Below are 19,316 nucleotides of genomic sequence, written 5' to 3' on the forward strand. Positions count from 1 at the left end.
AATAATCTAACCTTATAATTGTACCGTATCAGATGGGTATTTGTAGGCTTTTATTTTTGTGTCCTTAATAAATGCAATTAATAATGTCAACGCACCAATTCTACCAACAAACATAGCGAATACAAGAATGATTTTTCCACCTTCGGAAAGTGAGGAAGTAATACCCAGACTTAGTCCACTAATGGCAAATGCGGACATGCTTTCAAAAGCAAGCGCTTGATAGTCTTTGTCGCCGTCAGTTAACGACAGCAAAAAGAGAATGATGCCATAGATCAATACTGAGAGTATAATAACGGCGAGAGCACGGATGCTAGTTTCTTTGGTCACTCGCCGCTTAAATAATTCTAAATTTTCTTTTCCTCTTGCGATACTAAAGATATTTAAGAAAGAAATGGCAAACGTAGTTGTTTTGATACCTCCACCGTTTGATCCTGGCGATGCGCCAACCCACATAAAGAAAAACAGCAACATAATGGACGGGAAGGTGAGATGCTGCATGTTAACGGTTGTGAAGCCCGCTGATCTAGGGGTTACACTTAGAAAGAAAGAGGAAACCATTTTTCCCCAAAGACTTTCGTGCTCCTGCAGACTGTGGTTGTACTCGAGCGTAAAAAACAACAAGGTGCCAACTGTTAGAAGGATACATGTGGTATAGAGAATAATTCTTGAACTGAATTGAAGTTCTTGAGCTTGATAGATAAATTTTTCACCATACAACAGTTTTCGATAGATGTTATAGGCCCAGCGTCGTAAATAAGAATATGTGTTCATTAATATATTGAACCCTAATCCGCCAAAGATGATCAGGATTGAAATGACTAGATGGACGTTGTAGTTCGACTTGAAAAGTGGATTATACAGACCATCGTGAATCGTCGTAAATCCGGCATTACAAAAAGCTGATACAGCATGGAAAACTGAAAAGTAAATAGCTTCGCCGGTCGAAATAAAGGTGTTCTTCGGAATGTTAAAATAAATGATAGCAGCTCCGATAATTTCAAACAACAAGGTGATATAGACAATTTTAGAGAGGGTGCTAATGACAGATCCAATTTTATTTTCGTTAATAAGTTCGGTGTACATTAGTCGGTTTTTATATGAAAACCCTCCGGTAAAAAAGAAACCGAAAAAGCCGGTAAAGGTCATAATACCTAATCCGCCTAATTGAAATAAAATTAAAATGATGGTTTGGCCAAACTGGGTGAACTTAACCGAGACATCGAAGACAGTTAGTCCAGTTACACAGACAGCGCTGGTTGATGTGAATAAAGCGTCTACAAAGCTAATTTGACTGTCTGTAGTTGAATTTGGCAGGATCAATAAGAGCGTCCCTACGAGAATCAATAGGAGGAAACTTATAACGAATAAAAGGGTAGGGTTAAAATAGAAATCATCGAAGAAAAGACTGACTTTGGATATTTCGATGAGGAGAGTGGCGAAAAAACCAATATAGAGCCATTCTGCACGAAAGAAGTTGATTCCTAAACTGCCGAAACCGAATATGCTGACAAAAATAACAAAGAGGAAGTAGATCGATATAATGATCTCTCCGTAGTGGATTAAGCGCCATTTTTTGTATAAACGCGTAATTAAAACGAGTCGTGCAAAATGTAAGGCGCCGAATAAATAGAACAGATATCGTAGAATATGGTCAACGAATAGAACGGTCTCAATATTCTTATTATACCCTACGTTAAAGAGAATAGTGAGGGTGCTGGCTATACTAAGATATAATAATCCCCGGTCACCGACCTTTAATAATTGTGGTATCTTCTTCGCTAGGCTTTTCCCCATTTACGGTTGTTTTATACTATTGGCTAAACGCTAAAATGTTAAGCATGTTTGCCTTTTAGGTCTCTAAAAGTAGTAAATTTATAGCTTTCGCAAATTTTTCTTAACGGTGTAGTGCTTTCTCCCCTCGCTTTAACGCAATATTGGTTTTATATTCGAACCATTGTTCTTTGAAGAGTTTTCGCATAGCGTTATCAAAATGTCTAGTAATCATAAGGTTTCTGAAGCCTCGCCACCGATTTATTGGCTCACTCGGCAAGGCGCGAACGCTAATAGAAAAACCTTCAGTAGCGTACTGTATAAAATGCCAATACCCGGACGGCATAAAAAGAGTCTCACCGGGTTTTATTTCGGCCTCTATTCCCTGGATAAGACGGAGAGCTGGGAATGTTTTATAATCCGGCTCTTTGAGATTGGCGATGCTGTGGAAGTTATAAGGTAGTTTATACAGGTTTGCAGATTGCTCTAGCGGGAATAGCCAAATTTTTTTAATCCCCTTATATTGCGAAATAAACACATGAGACATGTCGATGTCATAGTGGTTTCTTGTGCTGGATCCTTCACCACCAAAAAATAGATAAGGTAGCCATTTTAAAATCTTACCACCGGTTGGGTCATTATAGATTATGTCCTTATTCAGCTCAGGCTTCAATTTCAATAGATTGAATAAGAAGATGCGTAAATCGGTTGGCTCTTTCTCGATAAGATCAAGGTAATCACCAAATTTCATCTGCGTCACTGGAGCGCTGGCGACACGGTCTTTTGATGATTCTTCTTTGCCATACAGAGAAACGATTTGACTACCCGCAATTTCTTTAAAATAACTGTAAGTCCATTTGGTGAATGCCGGACTCTGCGGATCAATAAAATCTGATAAGATAACCGGTTTTCCCGGTTTTAGGTACTTGGCAATAAAGTCGTCACTGCTGATACCAGATATTCTTTCTATCTTTTCTAGTTGCACGGTACGTTCGTTTAATATGCCTTTGGCCTTACAAAAATACAAATAAACTGCATCTATGACGATGTGAAGAAAAAAATTAAAATACTTGTTTCCTAAATCTTTAAAAGTTAAATTTGATATGCAAGCATAATAATATTCATATGTCGAAAAATAATACAATTGATTACTATTTGAAAACAGCTTGGCAGTCGGTAGCTAATTCCTATAATCAGGTAGCATCGAAGGTTGGGTTAACACAAGCTTCTGGTTATGTGTTGATTAATATTCATAAAGAAGGAACGGCTGTGTCGCAGATTGCGAATCTTTTAGGGGTTCGATCGACAAGCTTATCAAGAATGCTGAATGGAATGGAGGAGCAGGGTCTTATTTATCGTGAGGCAAGTTCTCAAGACAAGCGATCTGTAAAAGTGTTCCTTACAGACTTAGGTTTAGAAAAGCGTACAGAAGCTAAAAATATTGTTCGGGAATTTAACGACTATTTGATTGATAATATGACAGAGAGTGAGCGTGATAAATTAGAGGCTTCCCTTATAAAAATCAATCAACTGGCGCAAAAATACATACAAGAAAATAATAAAGCGAGTAAGATATGAATAGACGGATTAGGAAAGTAGCTGTTCTGGGGTCGGGGGTTATGGGATCTAGGATTGCTTGTCATTTTGCCAATATCGGGGTGGAGGTGATGCTGCTTGATATGGTTCCGACTGAATTGTCGCCACAAGAGGAGAAAAAAGGTCTGACGATTCAAGATCGCTCGGTGAGAAATCGTATTGTAAATATGCATTTAGATAATACGGTGAAATCGAAGCCTTCACCCATATTTAGCAGGTCGGTCCTCAATTTAATTAAAACCGGAAACTTTGAGGATGATATGCGTGATATTGAAAGTGCCGACTGGGTGATTGAAGCGGTGATTGAAAGATTGGATATAAAAAAGAAAATATTCGAACAGGTAGAGCAATATCGAAAAAAAGGAACGTTAATTACTTCTAATACGTCTGGTATTCCTATTCGGCATATGGCTGAAGGTCGTTCTGAAGATTTTAGAAAGCATTTCTGTGGAACTCATTTTTTCAACCCACCACGCTATCTACGCTTGCTTGAGATTATACCAACTGAAGAAACAGATAAAGAGTTGGTTTCCTTTCTGATGGATTACGGCGATCGGTTTTTGGGAAAGACAACGGTACTTTGCAAGGATACTCCAGCATTCATTGGAAACCGAATAGGTGTCTATGCTATGTTGGCAATGTCGCATTTGGTAGAGCATTTCGACTTGAGTGTAGAGGAAACCGATAAATACACTGGACCCATTTTAGGTAGACCCAAGTCCGGAACGTTTAGAACTGCTGATGTTGTGGGACTGGATACATTGGCAAATGTTGCTAAAGGGTTGTATGAGAATGCAAGTGATGATGAAGCTAAGGATATCTTCAAGTTGCCATCCTACTTGCAGCAGATGATTGACAAGAACTGGCTGGGTGAGAAAAGTGAACAAGGGTTTTATAAGAAAATAAAAAAAGAAGGTAAATCTGAGATACTGTCTTTGGACCTTGAAACGCTAGAGTATGGGCCTCAAGAAAAAGTAAAGTCGGAAACGCTAGAGGCCGCAAAAGGAGTGGAGGATATGCGCAAGAGAATGAAGATCTTTGACGCCGGAACAGATAAAGCTGCTACTTTGTTTAGGGCTGCTCATTACCCTTTATTTGAGTATGTATCTAAAAGGGTTCCTGAGATATCTGATGAACTCTATCGGATCGATGATGCAATGCGTGCTGGTTTTGGCTGGGAGTTAGGTCCTTTTGAAATTTGGGATGCCTTAGGTGTGAAGGAGGTTGTTAGCAACATTGAGAACTCCGAGCGGTTGTTGCCCGGACAGTCGGGGAAAGTTGCACAGTGGGTCTATGATATGCTAGAATCGGGAAACGACAGCTTTTATCAGATAGATGACGAGGGAAGGAAATATTATGACAAGAACACGGGTTCCTATCAGATTATCCCAGGATCAGAAGAATTGCTTGTTTTAAATGATTTGCGTCGAAATCATACGATTTGGGAAAACAAAGGTGTGAGTATAATTGATCTGGGAGATGGTGTCCTAAACGCTGAGATTCATACGAAGATGAATACGGTCGACGGTGATGTTATTCGAGGCATCAATAAGGCAATTGATTTGGCCGAAAAAGATTATCGAGGATTGGTTATCGGAAATGACGCTGCAAACTTCTCGGCGGGAGCTAATATCGGTATGATTTTCATGCTTGCTGTGGAACAAGACTATGATGAGCTCGGGATGGCAGTTAAGGCTTTCCAGGATACGTCGATGAGAATTCGGTATTCATCCATTCCAGTCGTTGTAGCTCCGTTTAACTTGACTTTAGGCGGAGGTTGCGAGTTCTCGATGCATGCAGATTTTATTCAATTGCACGCCGAGACATATATGGGCTTAGTTGAATTTGGGGTTGGTGTTATTCCTGGTGGCGGAGGATCGAAAGAGATGGCTTTGAGGGCTGCAAACGAGTTCAAAGAAGATCAGATCGTTCAAAATATTTTGAAAGAAAAGTTTTTAACGGTAGGTCAAGCAAAGGTTTCCACTTCAGCAGTGGAAGCATTTGAGTTAGGATATTTGGAAGCAGGCAAGTATTCGATAACAATGAATCGGAGCAGACTATTAGCTGATGCCAAAGCAAAAGTTATTGAACTTGACACAGCAGGTTATACTCCACCTGTTAAGCGCCGAGTTAAGGTTTTGGGTAAACAGGGCCTAGGTATCGTTTATGCGGGAGCGAATTCTATGAAGGAAGGGAATTACATCTCGGAACATGATCAGCTAATTTCAGAAAAGTTGGGTTGGGTAATGTGTGGTGGTGATCTGTCTGAACCTACGGAGGTTTCCGAACAATATCTATTAGATTTAGAACGAAAGGAGTTTCTTTCCTTGGTTGCCACAAAGAAGAGCTTGGAACGAATACAGTTTATGTTGACTAAGGGTAAACCTTTACGAAATTAATTATGGAAGCATACATAGTAGCAGGATATAGGACAGCCGTGGGCAAAGCGCCACGGGGTAGTTTTCGGTTTACCAGAGCCGATGATCTGGCTGCCGAGGTGGTTAAGCATCTAGTGGCATCCGTGCCGAATCTTGACAAAGAAGAAATCGATGATGTGATCGTTGGAAATGCGACACCAGAAGCAGAACAAGGGCTTAATATTGGTCGCATGATCTCATTGATGGGGTTGGATACTGAACGAGTTCCAGGGGTCACGGTTAACCGGTATTGCTCTTCAGGTTTGGAAACAATTGCAACCGCAGTTGCTAAAATTAAGACTGGCATGGCTGATGTTATTGTCGCAGGCGGTGTTGAGGTTATGTCAGGAATGCCTTTTGGAGGTTGGAAGTTGGTTCCAAATGCTGAGGTTGCTAAGAAGCATCCCGACTGGTATTGGGGAATGGGGCTGACGGCTGAAGCGGTAGCCAAAGAATTTAATGTAAGTAGAGAAGATCAAGATGCTTTTGCATACGCTTCTCATCAAAAAGCATTATTGGCACAAAGAAATGGTCTTTTCGATAAAGATATTGTACCGATAACCGTGAAGGAGAACTATCTCGGCAAAACAAATAAGATAGAAACGAGCGAGTATATTGTAGACAAAGATGAAGGGCCGCGAGCAGATACCAGTGTAGAGCGATTAGCAGCTCTGAAACCAGTATTTGCGGCTGGCGGAACAGTAACTGCGGGGAACTCATCGCAGACTTCGGACGGAGCTGCATTTGTATTGGTAGTTTCTGAAGCAAAATTGAAAGAATTGAACGTGGAGCCTATTGCGCGATTAGTGAGTTATGCGGTGGCTGGAGTTCCTCCACGGATTATGGGAATAGGCCCTATTGAGGCGATCCCTTTGGCATTAAAAAAGGCTAACATGACTCTGAATGGAATTGATTTAATAGAGTTGAATGAAGCATTTGCATCCCAGTCGCTGGCGGTCATTAGAAAGCTTGGACTAGATGCCGATATTGTAAATGTAAATGGAGGCGCAATAGCCCTAGGGCATCCGCTCGGCTGTACGGGTGCAAAACTGTCAGTTCAGGTTTTTAACGAACTGAAACGACGTGACCAAAAATATGGAATGGTGACTATGTGCGTAGGAACGGGTCAGGGCGCAGCGGGTATATTTGAAATGTTATAGATAAAAGAGGCTATTAAATTCATTGTCAATGGAAAAGGATATTAAGAATGTAATAAAGGGTGGTGAGTTTGTCATCCGAGAAACGTCTCATAAAGATATTTTTATACCTGAAGAGTTCGACGAGGAACAATCGATGATCCGCCAGACGTGTGCAGATTTTATTGAAAGCGAGATTCTACCAAAGCTGGATGCTATTGATGCCCAGCAAGAAGGCTTAATGCAAGAACTCCTTGACAAAGCTGGTGCACTCGGTTTATTGGGAGTCTCAATTCCCGAGAAATATGGAGGTTTTGGTAAGAATTTTAATACCGCCATGCTTGTTACCGATGCAGTTGGTGCAGGCCACTCTTTTGCAGTAGCTCTGTCTGCGCATACGGGGATCGGAACCCTGCCGATATTATATTATGGCAATGATGAACAAAAGGAACGATATATTCCCAAATTGGGCACCGGCGAGTATAAAGCAGCATATTGTTTGACAGAACCCAATGCCGGCTCGGATGCGAACTCAGGGAAAACATCAGCTACCTTAAATTCGGAAGGAACTCATTATGTTATCAACGGTCAAAAAATGTGGATAACAAACGGCGGTTTTGCCGATATATTTATTGTATTTGCTAAGATTGACGACGATAAAAATCTATCGGCATTTATTGTTGAGAGAGGCTTTGGTGGAATAACGATGAATCCAGAAGAGCATAAAATGGGGATAAAAGGATCATCCACGAGACAACTATTTTTTAACGACTGCCTTGTTCCCGTTGAGAACCTTCTTTCGGAGCGAGAAAACGGGTTTAAGATAGCAGTCAATATTCTAAATATAGGGCGTATTAAATTGGCTGCAGCGGCTATTGGCTCATCGCGGATGGCAATTAACCATGCGATAAATTACGCAAATGAACGAGTGCAATTTGGTTTACACATATCAAAATTTGGAGCTATTCGACACAAGCTGGCTGAAATGGCCATTCGTAATTTTGCAGTAGAAAGCGCTGCCTACAGAGCCGGCCAGAATATTGATGATGCATACGAAAAATTAGTTGATAACGGGATGGAGGCTGGGAAGGCCCGCCTGAAATCCACCGAGCAATTTGCGATTGAGTGTGCCATCTTAAAGGTATGGGGCTCTGAGATGCTCGACTTTGTGGTAGATGAGGGCGTGCAGGTGTATGGTGGAATGGGCTTCTCGGCTGAGGCGCCGATGGAGCGTGCTTACCGGGATTCGCGTATCAACAGGATATTTGAAGGTACGAATGAAGTAAACCGGTTGTTGATTGTTGATATGTTACTCAAGCGAGCTATGAAGGGGGAGTTAGATTTGATGGCGCCAGCTCAAGAGGTGGCGGATGAGTTGATGTCGATTCCTGATTTCGAAGGTGCTGATGACGCGCTATTCGGTATCGAGAAAAAAATAATAAAGAACTTAAAAAAGGCCGGATTGCTGGTAGCAGGGGCTGCAGTACAGAAACTGATGATGTCTTTGTCTAAAGAGCAAGAAATATTAATGAATATTGCCGATATCATCGGTTTTATCTATTTAGCGGAATCGACATTGCTGCGTGTTGAGAAACTAGTATCAATGAAGGGTGAAAGTGACGTTCAAGGACAGATTAATATTGCAAGAGTTTATCTGCACACTGCTGTAGATGAGGTGTATATATCCGGAAAACAGGCTTTGTGTTCTTTTGCCGAAGGAGATGAATTAAAAATGATGCTTATGGGGCTTCGCCGTTTTACCAAGGTTGACCCTTATAATTCAAAAGAGGCTCGCCAGTATATCGCTAAGCAATTGATTGAGGCAAACAGATATTGCTATTAACAAAAAATATTTTATTTCAGACCTGAGTTGTAGCATACCTCGTGAGGCTTACGTTGTTTCTTTAGGTTTTAATCATTATGGTTTTTCCTGTTAAAAAATGTTAATTCCTGAATTAAATCAATTAAATAAATAACTTTGCATCGATAGTATGAAACACACTATGAAAAAATTAAACTTTTTATTTATTGCTCTGATCATTGGCGTAGGTTTTACGAGCTGTATGAAAGACAATGACTTCGAACTTTATGACGGACAAAAATATTTTGATATAGAGGCTCCAATATTAAAAGCATATGTTGATTCGGTCGATGCGCTTGAAGGGGCTATCCTTGATGAGACAGGTATTTGGTATAAGATCGTTGAACAGGGGTTAACTGACTCTGCAAATGCAGATTTCTATGAATATAACGTTAATAGTATTGGAGAATTAGAGTATCCAGAGGTTACAGTTAACTATACCGGAAAGTTAGTTCTCAATGGAACAGTTTTTAACGATTTTGAAGATCAAACTTTTTCTCTAGCCTCTGTACTTGCAGGCTGGCAAGTGGCCTTTTTTCCCGAAAACATGAAAGATAGAGATGGTGATATTATCCTTGATCGAAATGGTGATCCGCAAAAGATAGGTATTACCGCTCTTGGTTTACAGAAAGGCGCTAAAATTCGCATTGTAATGCCTTCACCATATGGATATCAGTCACAAAGTAGGGAAGGTATTCCTGCAAATTCACCATTAGATTTTTACATTGAGGTATTAGAAGTAAATCCACCTTCCTCTCCGTACTAAATATTTAACTACTAATCTTTAATGAATATACTTAATAGCCGATTCTTCCTGTTCTGTTTGTTTGGGGTGCTAGCTTTAGCCTCCTGCGAGAAAAAAGAATATCAAACGATTGTCGAGCTCGACGAGGAAAATATACAAGAATACATACGGAAGAATAATCTTTCCGAAGTCGTTCCTTTCGAAAATACAGGGATGTATTACCAAATTATAGAAGATGGCGATGGCGCACCATTGGATTACGATAAAAAGATTCCAATTGTATATTCATTTGTTACCCACGACGGAAGTTATAGCGCTATAGACACCTTTAAGGCGAGCAATAGATATGCTGATTACCTAGGGTATTTCCCTTATGGTTCGGCCGCTGCAAATAGCGGCTCAGGCTCCCCATTAGATAAGGAAGAGGGACTTAAGCGTGTTATACACGAGGTGTTGAAGAATGCAGGCGGTAAAATACGAGTGTTGGTGCCGTCTCGATTAGCTTATGGCCGAAATGGGTCGAAGCAGATTGGGTCAAATATGAGTCTGGATTATACCATTCATGCGATTGACCCTGATAACCTAGTGGAGTATGAATCTTATGTTATCGAGAAGTATATTCCGTCGATTGGTGGGATGCAACTAGGGGATTTTGAGAAAACTGAGACAGGGATATATTATAATATTTTGGAACCGGGAACCGGTGATATAATTTCTGAAAACTCAACAGTAAAGTTGGCTTATTCATTGCGGCTCCTTAATGGAAATATACTGGAGGAATCTGCAACTGACTCTACCTCTTTATCACTTGCCAATACGATTGAGGGTTGGCAGGAAATACTGCCAAAACTGAGAGCCGGAGGTAAAGTGAGAATGGTTTTGCCGTCGAGTCAAGGTTATGGCACTGCAGGAAATGTAAGCAGTTCTAACGCCAACGGAATTCCTCCCTTTTCTCCGCTTGATTTTGAAGTGAAAATCAAGTCGGCTACAAATTAAACAGTCTTCCGGACGAGTAAGACGGATTCAATATTTAGGAAATGGCTCGTAAAACAGCCTCTCTGAACGTTAGGCATGTGTGAGGAAAGAGATCATGTATCTTATTGTCCTCACACAATAAGTCGCCTTGGATATTCTTACTAAAAGCTCCCGCAATTTTTTTCGGTATACCACCGCTGGCGCTCAACCAAAAGGTTGAAAAGAAGGTATGCACGAAGGGCAGTGTGATAATGGTTCTTTTTACTTTAGAGAGCTTCATGAATTCGAGTAGCATCTCTTTATAGCTCAATACTTCAGGGCCGCCAATGTCAAAGCTTTGGTTGAATACCGCCGGGTTGAATGAAATGAAATCCAAGTACGCAATAGCGTCCGATAAAGCGATTGGTTGGCAACGACTTTCTGCCAGCTTTGTATTCGAAACGATGGTCATGCTGCTGGTCATTTTCTTAAAGATCTGCATCAACAAGGAATTCTTTCCAACGATATTGCTGGTTCGGATAATCGTGTAAGGGATATAACTATCTTCCAATAAATCCTTCACCTCATCTATTACTGGCGAACGTAATGGCAATACATATATAAGATGTGAGCAGTTGACTCTCCTGGCTTTTTTTATATAATTCTGCAGAGATAGTAATTCCAACTCCTGGTAAATATCCCCCCTTTCTGCGATGTAGTAACTGAAATAGAAAGCAACGTCAAGGTCGTCGGGGAAGTTTCGAGAGTACTTTTCTCGAATTAAATCACCCTGTATAGTTGCTAGATTTTTCTCTGACTTTTTAGTATTATAAAAAAGAGTCTCGCTCCTAATTAAACAAGTGACAGTATATTCCTTTTCGAGAAAGAAGGACACCAATTCTTGTCCTAAGTAGTTATTAGCGCCTGTTAACAGTATATTCATTATAAGATCGTTCGTATTCCTTTATACTAATACAAATCAAGTGTATTAAAAGTTTCTCTCAGTTGGATTTAATCTACACGTTTGTAAATAGAATGTAAATATCTTCAATAAAGCTGAATTTTGAAGAAGATCGGCCAAATATGAGTATATTTGTTTAATACGAATTACTTCTTCCAAGAATGAGCAATAGGACCATATTACTTTGGTTTAGAAACGACTTACGAATTTGTGATAATGAAATGATAAGTATGGCGCTTGAAAAGGCTAGCCATATTCTCCCTGTTTATATATATGACCCCCGGATGTTTATGATCACAGATTTAGGTCTAAAGAAAACCGGTGTTATGCGCGCACAATTTATCAATGAAAGTGTTCGTGATTTACAACAATCATTTCGTTCCTTAGGTGGTGAACTGCTTATACAGCAGGGACTCCCAGAGGAAATTATACCTCAACTTGCCGAGAAATACGGAGTCGATGAAGTTTACCATCACCGAGAAGTAGCCCAAGAAGAAACTCATGTTTCGGCGCTTGTAGAAGAGGCTCTCTGGAAGTTGCAATTAAATCTGCGCCATTTTATTGGCCACACATTATATCATAAAGAGGATTTGCCTTTTCCAATTAAGGATATTCCTGACGATTTCAATTTATTTAAGCGGAAAACAGTAAAAGAAGGCGTAATAAGACCCAGTATTCAAATAGACCGACAAATGAGTTTTGTCGGTAATATAGAAGAAGGACGCGTTCCCAACCTTTCGGATTTAGGATTCAATGATGGTGAAATTACCCGTGCTTCCGAGGCATCCATCATTGGTGGAGAATCACAAGCACTGACGCAGTTGAACAAACTAATTGAAAACGACGATAAAGACCTGTCTGAATCCGGTCTGTCTCCATGGCTGAATTTAGGGTGTATATCGGTGCATACATTTTATCATAACCTCGTTAACAAGGCTCGCTTTCCCAAGGCGATCTTCAATAAACTAATGGACGAACTATGGTGGCACGACTATTATCGGTTTATGTTTAAGAAATACGGTAATAAGTTCTTTAAGCTGGAAGGCTTTGCAGATGAGACGCCACGTTATGTAGATGACGATCACGATTTTGAAACGTGGCAAAAAGGACAAACATCCAATGAGGATGTGAATGCAATTATGAAATCTCTTTATGAAACGGGTTACATTAATCAGCAAATGAAGTTTGCAGCTGCATCTTATCTCGTCCATGATCTCAAAGTAAATTGGCTTCGAGGTGCTGCTTACTTTGAGGAAAAACTAGTGGATTATAGTCCGGCCAGCAATTATGGTAGCTGGGCACATGTGGCAGGGGTGGGGAGTAGCCCTAAACATAATCTTAAGTATATTGTTTAGTCGAATAAAATTAGTCGAATAAAAAAAACAGGATTCTTACGGCCACAATCATTTAATTTATAACTTTGCTCTATACGTATAAAAAACATGGATAAGCTTTCTTTTTTGAGTAACGCTGACTCACGTTATATTGATTCTATATATGAGTCATATAAAAATGATCCTGAGTCCGTTGATTTCGGATGGCAAAAATTCTTTGAAGGGTTTGATTTTGGTTCTTCCCAAGGTACCGGTAATGCAGAGACCCCAGAACATATTTTAAAGGAAATCAATGTATTGAATATGATTAATGGGTATCGCGAGAGAGGCCATTTGTTTACTAAAACAAATCCGGTTCGCGAACGCCGACAATACTTTCCTGGCAAGGAACTGGCTACCTTTGGTTTGGACGAATCCGATATGGATACCGTATTTAATGCAGGTGTAGAAGTTGGATTAGGGCCAGCCAAACTGAGGGATATTCGCCAATTAATTGAGGATACCTATTGCGATACGATTGGTGCAGAGTTCAAATACATTCGCCATCCTGAAAAAATTGCTTGGCTACAGTCAAGAATGGAAGGCGAAAGAAACGAGCCAAACTTTGATTTAGAAACTAAAAAACGAATGCTTCAGAAGCTAAATGAGGCAGTAGTATTTGAGAATTTCTTGGGGACGAAGTTTTTAGGTCAGAAGCGTTTCTCATTGGAAGGTGCGGAAAGCCTTATTCCGGCCTTAGATTCTGTGATACAGAAAGGCGCCGATCTTGGTATCGAAGAGTTCGTAATCGGAATGGCGCATCGCGGCAGACTGAATGTTCTCGCAAACATATTGGGTAAAACATATGAAACGTTATTCAATGAGTTCGAAGGTAAGACAACAGAGGATACTGAATTTGGTGGTGATGTGAAATACCATTTAGGTTTTTCAACCGATGTAACTACGGCAAACGATAAAAAAGTTCATCTAAGTCTATGTCCCAATCCTTCCCACTTAGAAACGGTTAATCCGGTTGTGGAAGGGATTGTCCGTTCTAAGATCGACATGAAGTATGACGGTCAATCGTCTAAGATTGCACCGATTTTAATTCATGGAGATGCGGCTATCGCTGGTCAGGGTATCGTGTACGAAGTTATCCAGATGTCAAAACTAAGCGGTTATAAAACCGGTGGTACCATTCATGTCGTGATTAATAATCAGGTTGGATTTACAACGAATTATAAGGATGCAAGATCCTCTACGTATTGCACCGACATTGCTAAGATTACACTATCTCCTGTATTTCATGTGAACGGAGATGATGTAGAAGCTTTGGTTTATGCGATTAATATGGCGGTGGAATATCGTCAAAAATACCATACCGATGTATTTATTGATATGCTTTGCTATCGTCGCTACGGTCATAATGAGGCCGACGAACCTAAGTTTACGCAGCCGTTGTTGTATAAAGCAATCGAAAAGCACTTAAATCCGCGGGAAATCTACAATAAAAAGCTTCTCGAGCAAGGGAGTGTAGACGCCAGTCTCGCAAAAGAAATGGAGAAAAACTTTAGAGCTCTCCTTCAAGACAGACTGGACGAATCTAAGGACGACGAAGTGATTTCTGATGTAAATCCTATGTATTCGGGTGCTTGGAGCGGATTGAGAAAAGCAAAGTATGAAGATATTTTTGTTCCCGCTGATACCGCTGTTTCCGAAAAGGATTTTATAAAGATCGCAAAAGAGATTACCCAGCTGCCCAAGGATAAAAAGTTTTTCCGAAAAATAGAACGCTTGTTTGTTGAACGGCGGAAGATGGTCGAGAATAAAACCTTCGATTGGGCCATGGCGGAGCAAATGGCTTACGGTACACTTTTAAATGAGGGTAAACGAGTTCGTATTTCTGGTCAGGATGTTGAGCGTGGTACGTTCTCACATCGTCATGCGGTGTTGACATTAGAAGACTCTGAAGAAGAGTATATGCCATTAGCACAACTTAATGGCGGCAAAGCCAAATTTGATATTTATAATTCGCATCTTTCTGAATATGGAGTATTAGGTTTTGAATATGGATATGCGTTGGCAAACCCACATTCTTTAACAATTTGGGAAGCTCAATTTGGTGACTTCGTAAATGGAGCTCAAATAATAATCGATCAATACATTGTTAGTTCTGAGGCGAAATGGCGACGCTCGAACGGATTGGTTATGCTGCTTCCGCATGGATATGAAGGACAGGGACCTGAACACTCATCCGCGCGAGTTGAACGCTTTTTGGAATTGTGTGCTGAAAACAATATACAGGTGGCAAATTGCACAACCCCGGCCAGTTTCTTCCACATACTCCGAAGACAGTTACATCGGGATTTTCGAAAACCGCTCGTTGTCTTTACACCGAAAAGCTTGTTGCGTCATCCGGCCGTCGTATCGAAGCTAGAAGAGTTTACGAAAGGCAAGTTTCAGGAAGTTCTTGACGATACATACGTTCGCTCTGCAAACGTTGAGCGTGTTCTATTCTGTACAGGAAAGGTCTATTATGATCTTTTGGAAAAACAGCAAAAGGACAAAAGAAAAGATGTAGCCATTGTGCGAGTTGAACAATTATATCCGATTCCTATGGATAAGCTTCGCGCTATTAAAACAAAATATAAGAATGCGGAGGAGTTCTTGTGGGTTCAAGAAGAACCAGAGAATATGGGAGCTTGGCCTTATATCTGTAGGAAATTACGTAAATCGAGAATCACACTGGAAGTGATATGTCGTAAAGAGGGCAGTAGTCCTGCAACCGGCTACCAAAAACAACATATTGCTCAACAATTGGTTATTGTTGAGAAGGCTTTCGAAACGACGGCGGGTAAGGAAGTTAAGGAGAAGATTAAAAAAACAACCAAAGAGGCAGCAAAAGTAGATTAATAAAACAAAGCATTTATGAGTTTAGAAATGAAAGTGCCTTCCGTAGGCGAGTCAATTACAGATGTAACTGTAGCTCAGTGGCTAAAGAATGATGGTGATTATGTAGAAATGGACGAAGTAATAGCCGAACTTGAGTCTGATAAAGCAACTTTTGAATTACCTGCGGAGAAGGCCGGGGTATTACGGCATGTAGCCAGTGAAGGTGATACATTGGAAATTGGTGCAATTATATGTAAAATCGAAGAAGGGGAGAAGTCGCAAGATGAAGATACAGGTGCAGCTTCCAATGACAAAGTGAATGAGGATACGAAAGATGATGTGAAAACAGAATCGGCATCAAGCGACACCGAGTCTCAAGAAACGTACGCCTCGGGTACTGCATCTCCTGCTGCAGCTAAGATTCTGAAAGAAAAAGGTATCGATGCAAAAGATGTGAAAGGCACTGGCAAGGATGGGCGCATTACCAAAGAAGATGCATTGAATGCTTCTTCCGCACCTAAATCTGAGCCAAAAGCTGCCAGCAAGGACACTATTTCGTCATCTGCTGACTCAGCGTCATCATCGTCGACCCCTGGTGGTGCTCGCGATGAGAGAAGAGAGAAGATGTCGTCTCTTAGGAAAACAATCGCAAAGCGCTTGGTAACCGTTAAGAATGACACGGCGATGTTGACTACGTTTAATGAAGTTGACATGAAGCCTATTATGGATATACGCACAAAGTATAAAGAGAAATTCAAAGAGAAGCACGGCATTGGTCTTGGCTTTATGTCCTTCTTTGCGAAAGCGGTATGCATGGCGCTGAGGGAATGGCCTACGGTAAATGCTAGAATAGATGAGAATGAGATTGTGTACAGTAATTTCGTCGATATCTCTATCGCTGTTTCCGCTCCTAAAGGCTTAGTCGTTCCTATTATTCGTAATGCTGAATCAAAGTCTTTGCAGGATATAGAAAAAAGTGTTGCCGAATTAGCAGGTAAAGCTAGAGATAATAAGTTAACCATTGAGGAGATGACCGGTGGGACGTTTACGATCACTAACGGCGGCGTGTTCGGCTCAATGATGTCAACACCTATTATTAATGCACCGCAATCTGCTATACTAGGCATGCATAATATCATCCAAAGGCCTGTTGCCATTAATGGCGAAGTAGTAATCCGTCCAATGATGTATGTAGCATTGTCTTATGATCATCGAATCATTGATGGTCGCGAATCAGTAAGCTTTTTAGTTCGAGTTAAGGAACTGCTCGAAGACCCAACACGCTTATTGTTGGACGTTTAAGCTAATAATTTTAAAGAGGGATTACAATGTTAATCCCTCTTCAATTATAGATCTTTCCTAGAAACAATTCCTTGAAACGGCTTCTACTTACAATTGTTTTAGTTTTTTCTCTTCATTGCATAAAAGCACAAGTGTTTGAATGGGATGTAGGGTTCTTTGGTTTTGTTGATAATAGAGAGTATGCAGCATCTGGTCGGGAGTCAAGCACGATTCTCGGAACCCAGTTCACTCCGGAGTTGGGGTTGTTAGCAGATAGTGTGCACCGTATACGTTTTGGAATGAACTTGTTGCACGAATTTGGGACGAAGAAATTCAGTAGCAGAGTAATGCCGACGATCTATTATAATTATCATAAAAATCAAGTCGACTTCTATATCGGATCGTTTCCTCGCGCTAGACTGACCGACCGTTTTCGACGATCGCTGTTAAGTGATACGCTTATCTATTTTAGGCCCAATCATACAGGAATGCTTTTTAAGGTCGAAAATAATCGATTAAAACAAACGATTTGGATCGACTGGGTTAGCAAACAGACAGTAGATCAACGTGAACAGTTTATGGTCGGCGTGTCAGGTACAGTCAAATTTGGCACATTCTTCTTTTCTCATGATGCTTTGCTCTGGCATAATGCGTTGCCAAAAGATCCGATAGACGACCTACATCTTCAAGATAATGCAGCTATTTCATTACGTCTAGGTGCAGATCTGACAAGATATACCCAATTGGATTCGTTGACGTTTGGGGTAGGAGGGCTTTTATCGGCCGATCGGCTGCGTGGCGTGTATGAATGGAAAGGAGCAAAAGGTGCACTAGTAGAAGCTCATGCCGGATATCGTTCCTTTTTCCTACATAATACCTTGTATTTTGGTGATGATCAGGTCACTGCGCTTGGTGATAATTTCTTTACGGAGCAAATCTATAACCGGCTTGATATTGGCTGGGCTCCGTTTCGTAGAGAACGCTTCTCAGCAGAGTTGATGACAACCTTTCATTTTACCAAAGGTGCCATCGACAATCAGCAAGCTCTGACTCTCCGCTATAATATTGGAGCAGGGCATCTTTTAAAAAACGCTAAGTTTAAGTAGTTTTATAGCATGAATCTAATAGAAGTAGATAGTGCCTCATTGGCGAAAGATTTTATTGAAATGGCACCTCAATTCTATAAAGGGGATGCTAATTATATCCGTCCGCTCGATGCGGATATCGAGAAGGTATTTGATTCTTCTCATAACAACTTCTTCAAGGAAGGAGAGTGTGTTCGTTGGCTCCTCAGTGATGCATCTGGGCGTTATATAGGACGAATCGCTGCTTTTTATACTAAACAAATTGTAGATAGCTCCGATTTGCCTGCTGGCGGTAGTGGATTCTTCGAATGTATTGATAATCAGGAAGCTGCAAGCATGCTCTTTGATGCAGCTAGGAACTGGTTGCAATCGAAAGGGCTCGAGGCAATGGACGGTCCGGTTAATTTTGGAGAACGTAACAATTGGTGGGGCTTACTTGTGGAGGGCTTCCACAAACCATGTTATATGTGCAATTATAATCCTAAATACTATCAAGACCTATTTGAAAATTACGGATTTCAAGTTTATTATAAACAGCATACTTACTGGCGAGACGTCCATTCAGAGTTGGATACTCGTTATGCCAAACGAGCGAGAAAGATATTAGAACACCGCGGTTATACCTTTGCGCATGTAGACAAATCTAAGTTAGAAAAGGCTGCGGTAGATTTTAGAACGGTCTATAATAAAGCATGGGTTAAGCATGCGGGTGTTAGCGAAATTTCCGAGAAGCAAGCTAATGATCTGTTAAAAAATATGAAGCCAATTTTGGATCCGCGGCTTATTTGGTTTGCTTATTATAATGGAGAGCCGGTAGCGTTTTGGATTTCCCTTCCCGATGTCAATGAATTGATCGTGCAAGAGCTAAATGGAAAATTTACATTATGGGGTAAATTGTTGTTTGTATGGCGGAAATTAACAAATCAATGCAAAACCATGTTCGGCGTAATTTTTGGCGTTGTTCCTGAACATCAAAAGAAAGGTGTGGAGATTGCTCTCATCGTTGAGTCTGCCACGCTCGTTCAATCGGGATCGATGCCTTATACCGAGTTACAAATGAATTGGATTGGGGATTTTAACCCAAGAATGATGCGTGTGGCAGAGCAAATAGGGGCAAAAATTTATAAAACTCATCATACATACCGTTATCTTTTCGATCGGACAAGACCTTTTGAAAGGTACCCTATAATCTAAATCACCTATTTGTAAAAAAATAATAAAACACATAGGCTAAAATCTCGAAAACATTTCGTAATTGTGTATGTTTGTACTGTTAAACTTGATTTAATCTAAAATAAAAACAAA

General features: G+C 40.6%; 14 protein-coding genes. 11 read left to right on the top strand and 3 right to left on the bottom strand.

The window, feature by feature from the left end:
- Positions 1-12: 12 nt before the first annotated feature.
- Both WKR92_RS09210 and WKR92_RS09215 read right to left on the bottom strand, forming a co-directional pair.
- Positions 13-1,794, bottom strand: coding sequence for a TrkH family potassium uptake protein (locus WKR92_RS09210; RefSeq protein WP_375557536.1), 1,782 nt, complete (start codon positions 1,792-1,794; stop codon positions 13-15).
- 100 nt (positions 1,795-1,894) lie between these two features.
- Positions 1,895-2,755: a cupin-like domain-containing protein gene (locus tag WKR92_RS09215; RefSeq protein ID WP_375557537.1), complete on the bottom strand. Its 861-nt coding sequence runs from the start codon at positions 2,753-2,755 to the stop codon at positions 1,895-1,897.
- 140 nt (positions 2,756-2,895) lie between these two features.
- Between WKR92_RS09215 and WKR92_RS09220 the strand changes: the two genes are divergently transcribed.
- From WKR92_RS09220 to WKR92_RS09245, 6 genes are all read left to right on the top strand, one after another.
- A complete protein-coding gene (locus WKR92_RS09220; protein WP_375557538.1) occupies positions 2,896-3,348 on the top strand; it encodes a MarR family winged helix-turn-helix transcriptional regulator in 453 nt (150 codons plus the stop codon).
- On the top strand, positions 3,345-5,765 hold the full coding sequence (locus WKR92_RS09225; RefSeq protein ID WP_375557539.1) for a 3-hydroxyacyl-CoA dehydrogenase/enoyl-CoA hydratase family protein: 2,421 nt from the start codon (positions 3,345-3,347) through the stop codon (positions 5,763-5,765). The genes WKR92_RS09220 and WKR92_RS09225 overlap by 4 nt, the downstream gene beginning before the upstream one ends.
- A gap of 2 nt (positions 5,766-5,767) precedes the next feature.
- Positions 5,768-6,943, top strand: a complete 1,176-nt coding sequence (locus WKR92_RS09230) for an acetyl-CoA C-acyltransferase (protein WP_375557540.1) — start codon at positions 5,768-5,770, stop codon at positions 6,941-6,943.
- A gap of 28 nt (positions 6,944-6,971) precedes the next feature.
- A complete protein-coding gene (locus WKR92_RS09235; RefSeq protein ID WP_375557541.1) occupies positions 6,972-8,762 on the top strand; it encodes an acyl-CoA dehydrogenase FadE in 1,791 nt (596 codons plus the stop codon).
- A 160-nt stretch (positions 8,763-8,922) separates the two neighbouring features.
- Positions 8,923-9,546, top strand: coding sequence for an FKBP-type peptidyl-prolyl cis-trans isomerase (locus tag WKR92_RS09240; RefSeq protein ID WP_375557542.1), 624 nt, complete (start codon positions 8,923-8,925; stop codon positions 9,544-9,546).
- A gap of 21 nt (positions 9,547-9,567) precedes the next feature.
- The gene (locus WKR92_RS09245; protein WP_375557543.1) at positions 9,568-10,521 is read left to right on the top strand and encodes an FKBP-type peptidyl-prolyl cis-trans isomerase; all 954 of its coding nucleotides are present in this window, start codon (positions 9,568-9,570) and stop codon (positions 10,519-10,521) included.
- A gap of 34 nt (positions 10,522-10,555) precedes the next feature.
- Here the strand turns inward: WKR92_RS09245 and WKR92_RS09250 are convergent, their stop codons facing one another.
- Complete coding sequence (locus WKR92_RS09250) at positions 10,556-11,422, bottom strand: Rossmann-fold NAD(P)-binding domain-containing protein (protein WP_375557544.1); 867 nt, start codon at positions 11,420-11,422, stop codon at positions 10,556-10,558.
- 179 nt (positions 11,423-11,601) lie between these two features.
- Here WKR92_RS09250 and WKR92_RS09255 point away from each other — a divergent pair, with 179 nt between their 5' ends.
- The 5 genes from WKR92_RS09255 to WKR92_RS09275 all read left to right on the top strand — a co-directional run bounded on the left by WKR92_RS09255 (position 11,602) and on the right by WKR92_RS09275 (position 19,205).
- A complete protein-coding gene (locus tag WKR92_RS09255) occupies positions 11,602-12,795 on the top strand; it encodes a deoxyribodipyrimidine photo-lyase (protein ID WP_375557545.1) in 1,194 nt (397 codons plus the stop codon).
- An 87-nt stretch (positions 12,796-12,882) separates the two neighbouring features.
- Complete coding sequence (locus tag WKR92_RS09260; protein ID WP_375557546.1) at positions 12,883-15,666, top strand: 2-oxoglutarate dehydrogenase E1 component; 2,784 nt, start codon at positions 12,883-12,885, stop codon at positions 15,664-15,666.
- A gap of 15 nt (positions 15,667-15,681) precedes the next feature.
- Positions 15,682-16,947, top strand: a complete 1,266-nt coding sequence (gene odhB / locus WKR92_RS09265) for a 2-oxoglutarate dehydrogenase complex dihydrolipoyllysine-residue succinyltransferase (protein ID WP_375557547.1) — start codon at positions 15,682-15,684, stop codon at positions 16,945-16,947.
- Positions 16,948-17,018: 71 nt separating this feature from the next.
- Positions 17,019-18,032 carry a lipid A deacylase gene (locus WKR92_RS09270; protein ID WP_375557548.1) on the top strand — a complete coding sequence of 338 codons (1,014 nt, stop codon included), beginning with the start codon at positions 17,019-17,021 and terminating at the stop codon, positions 18,030-18,032.
- 9 nt (positions 18,033-18,041) lie between these two features.
- Positions 18,042-19,205, top strand: coding sequence for a hypothetical protein (locus WKR92_RS09275; RefSeq protein WP_375557549.1), 1,164 nt, complete (start codon positions 18,042-18,044; stop codon positions 19,203-19,205).
- Positions 19,206-19,316: the final 111 nt, after the last annotated feature.

This window comes from Albibacterium profundi, assembly GCF_042159835.1.
In the GTDB taxonomy this organism is placed as follows: domain Bacteria; phylum Bacteroidota; class Bacteroidia; order Sphingobacteriales; family Sphingobacteriaceae; genus Albibacterium; species Albibacterium profundi.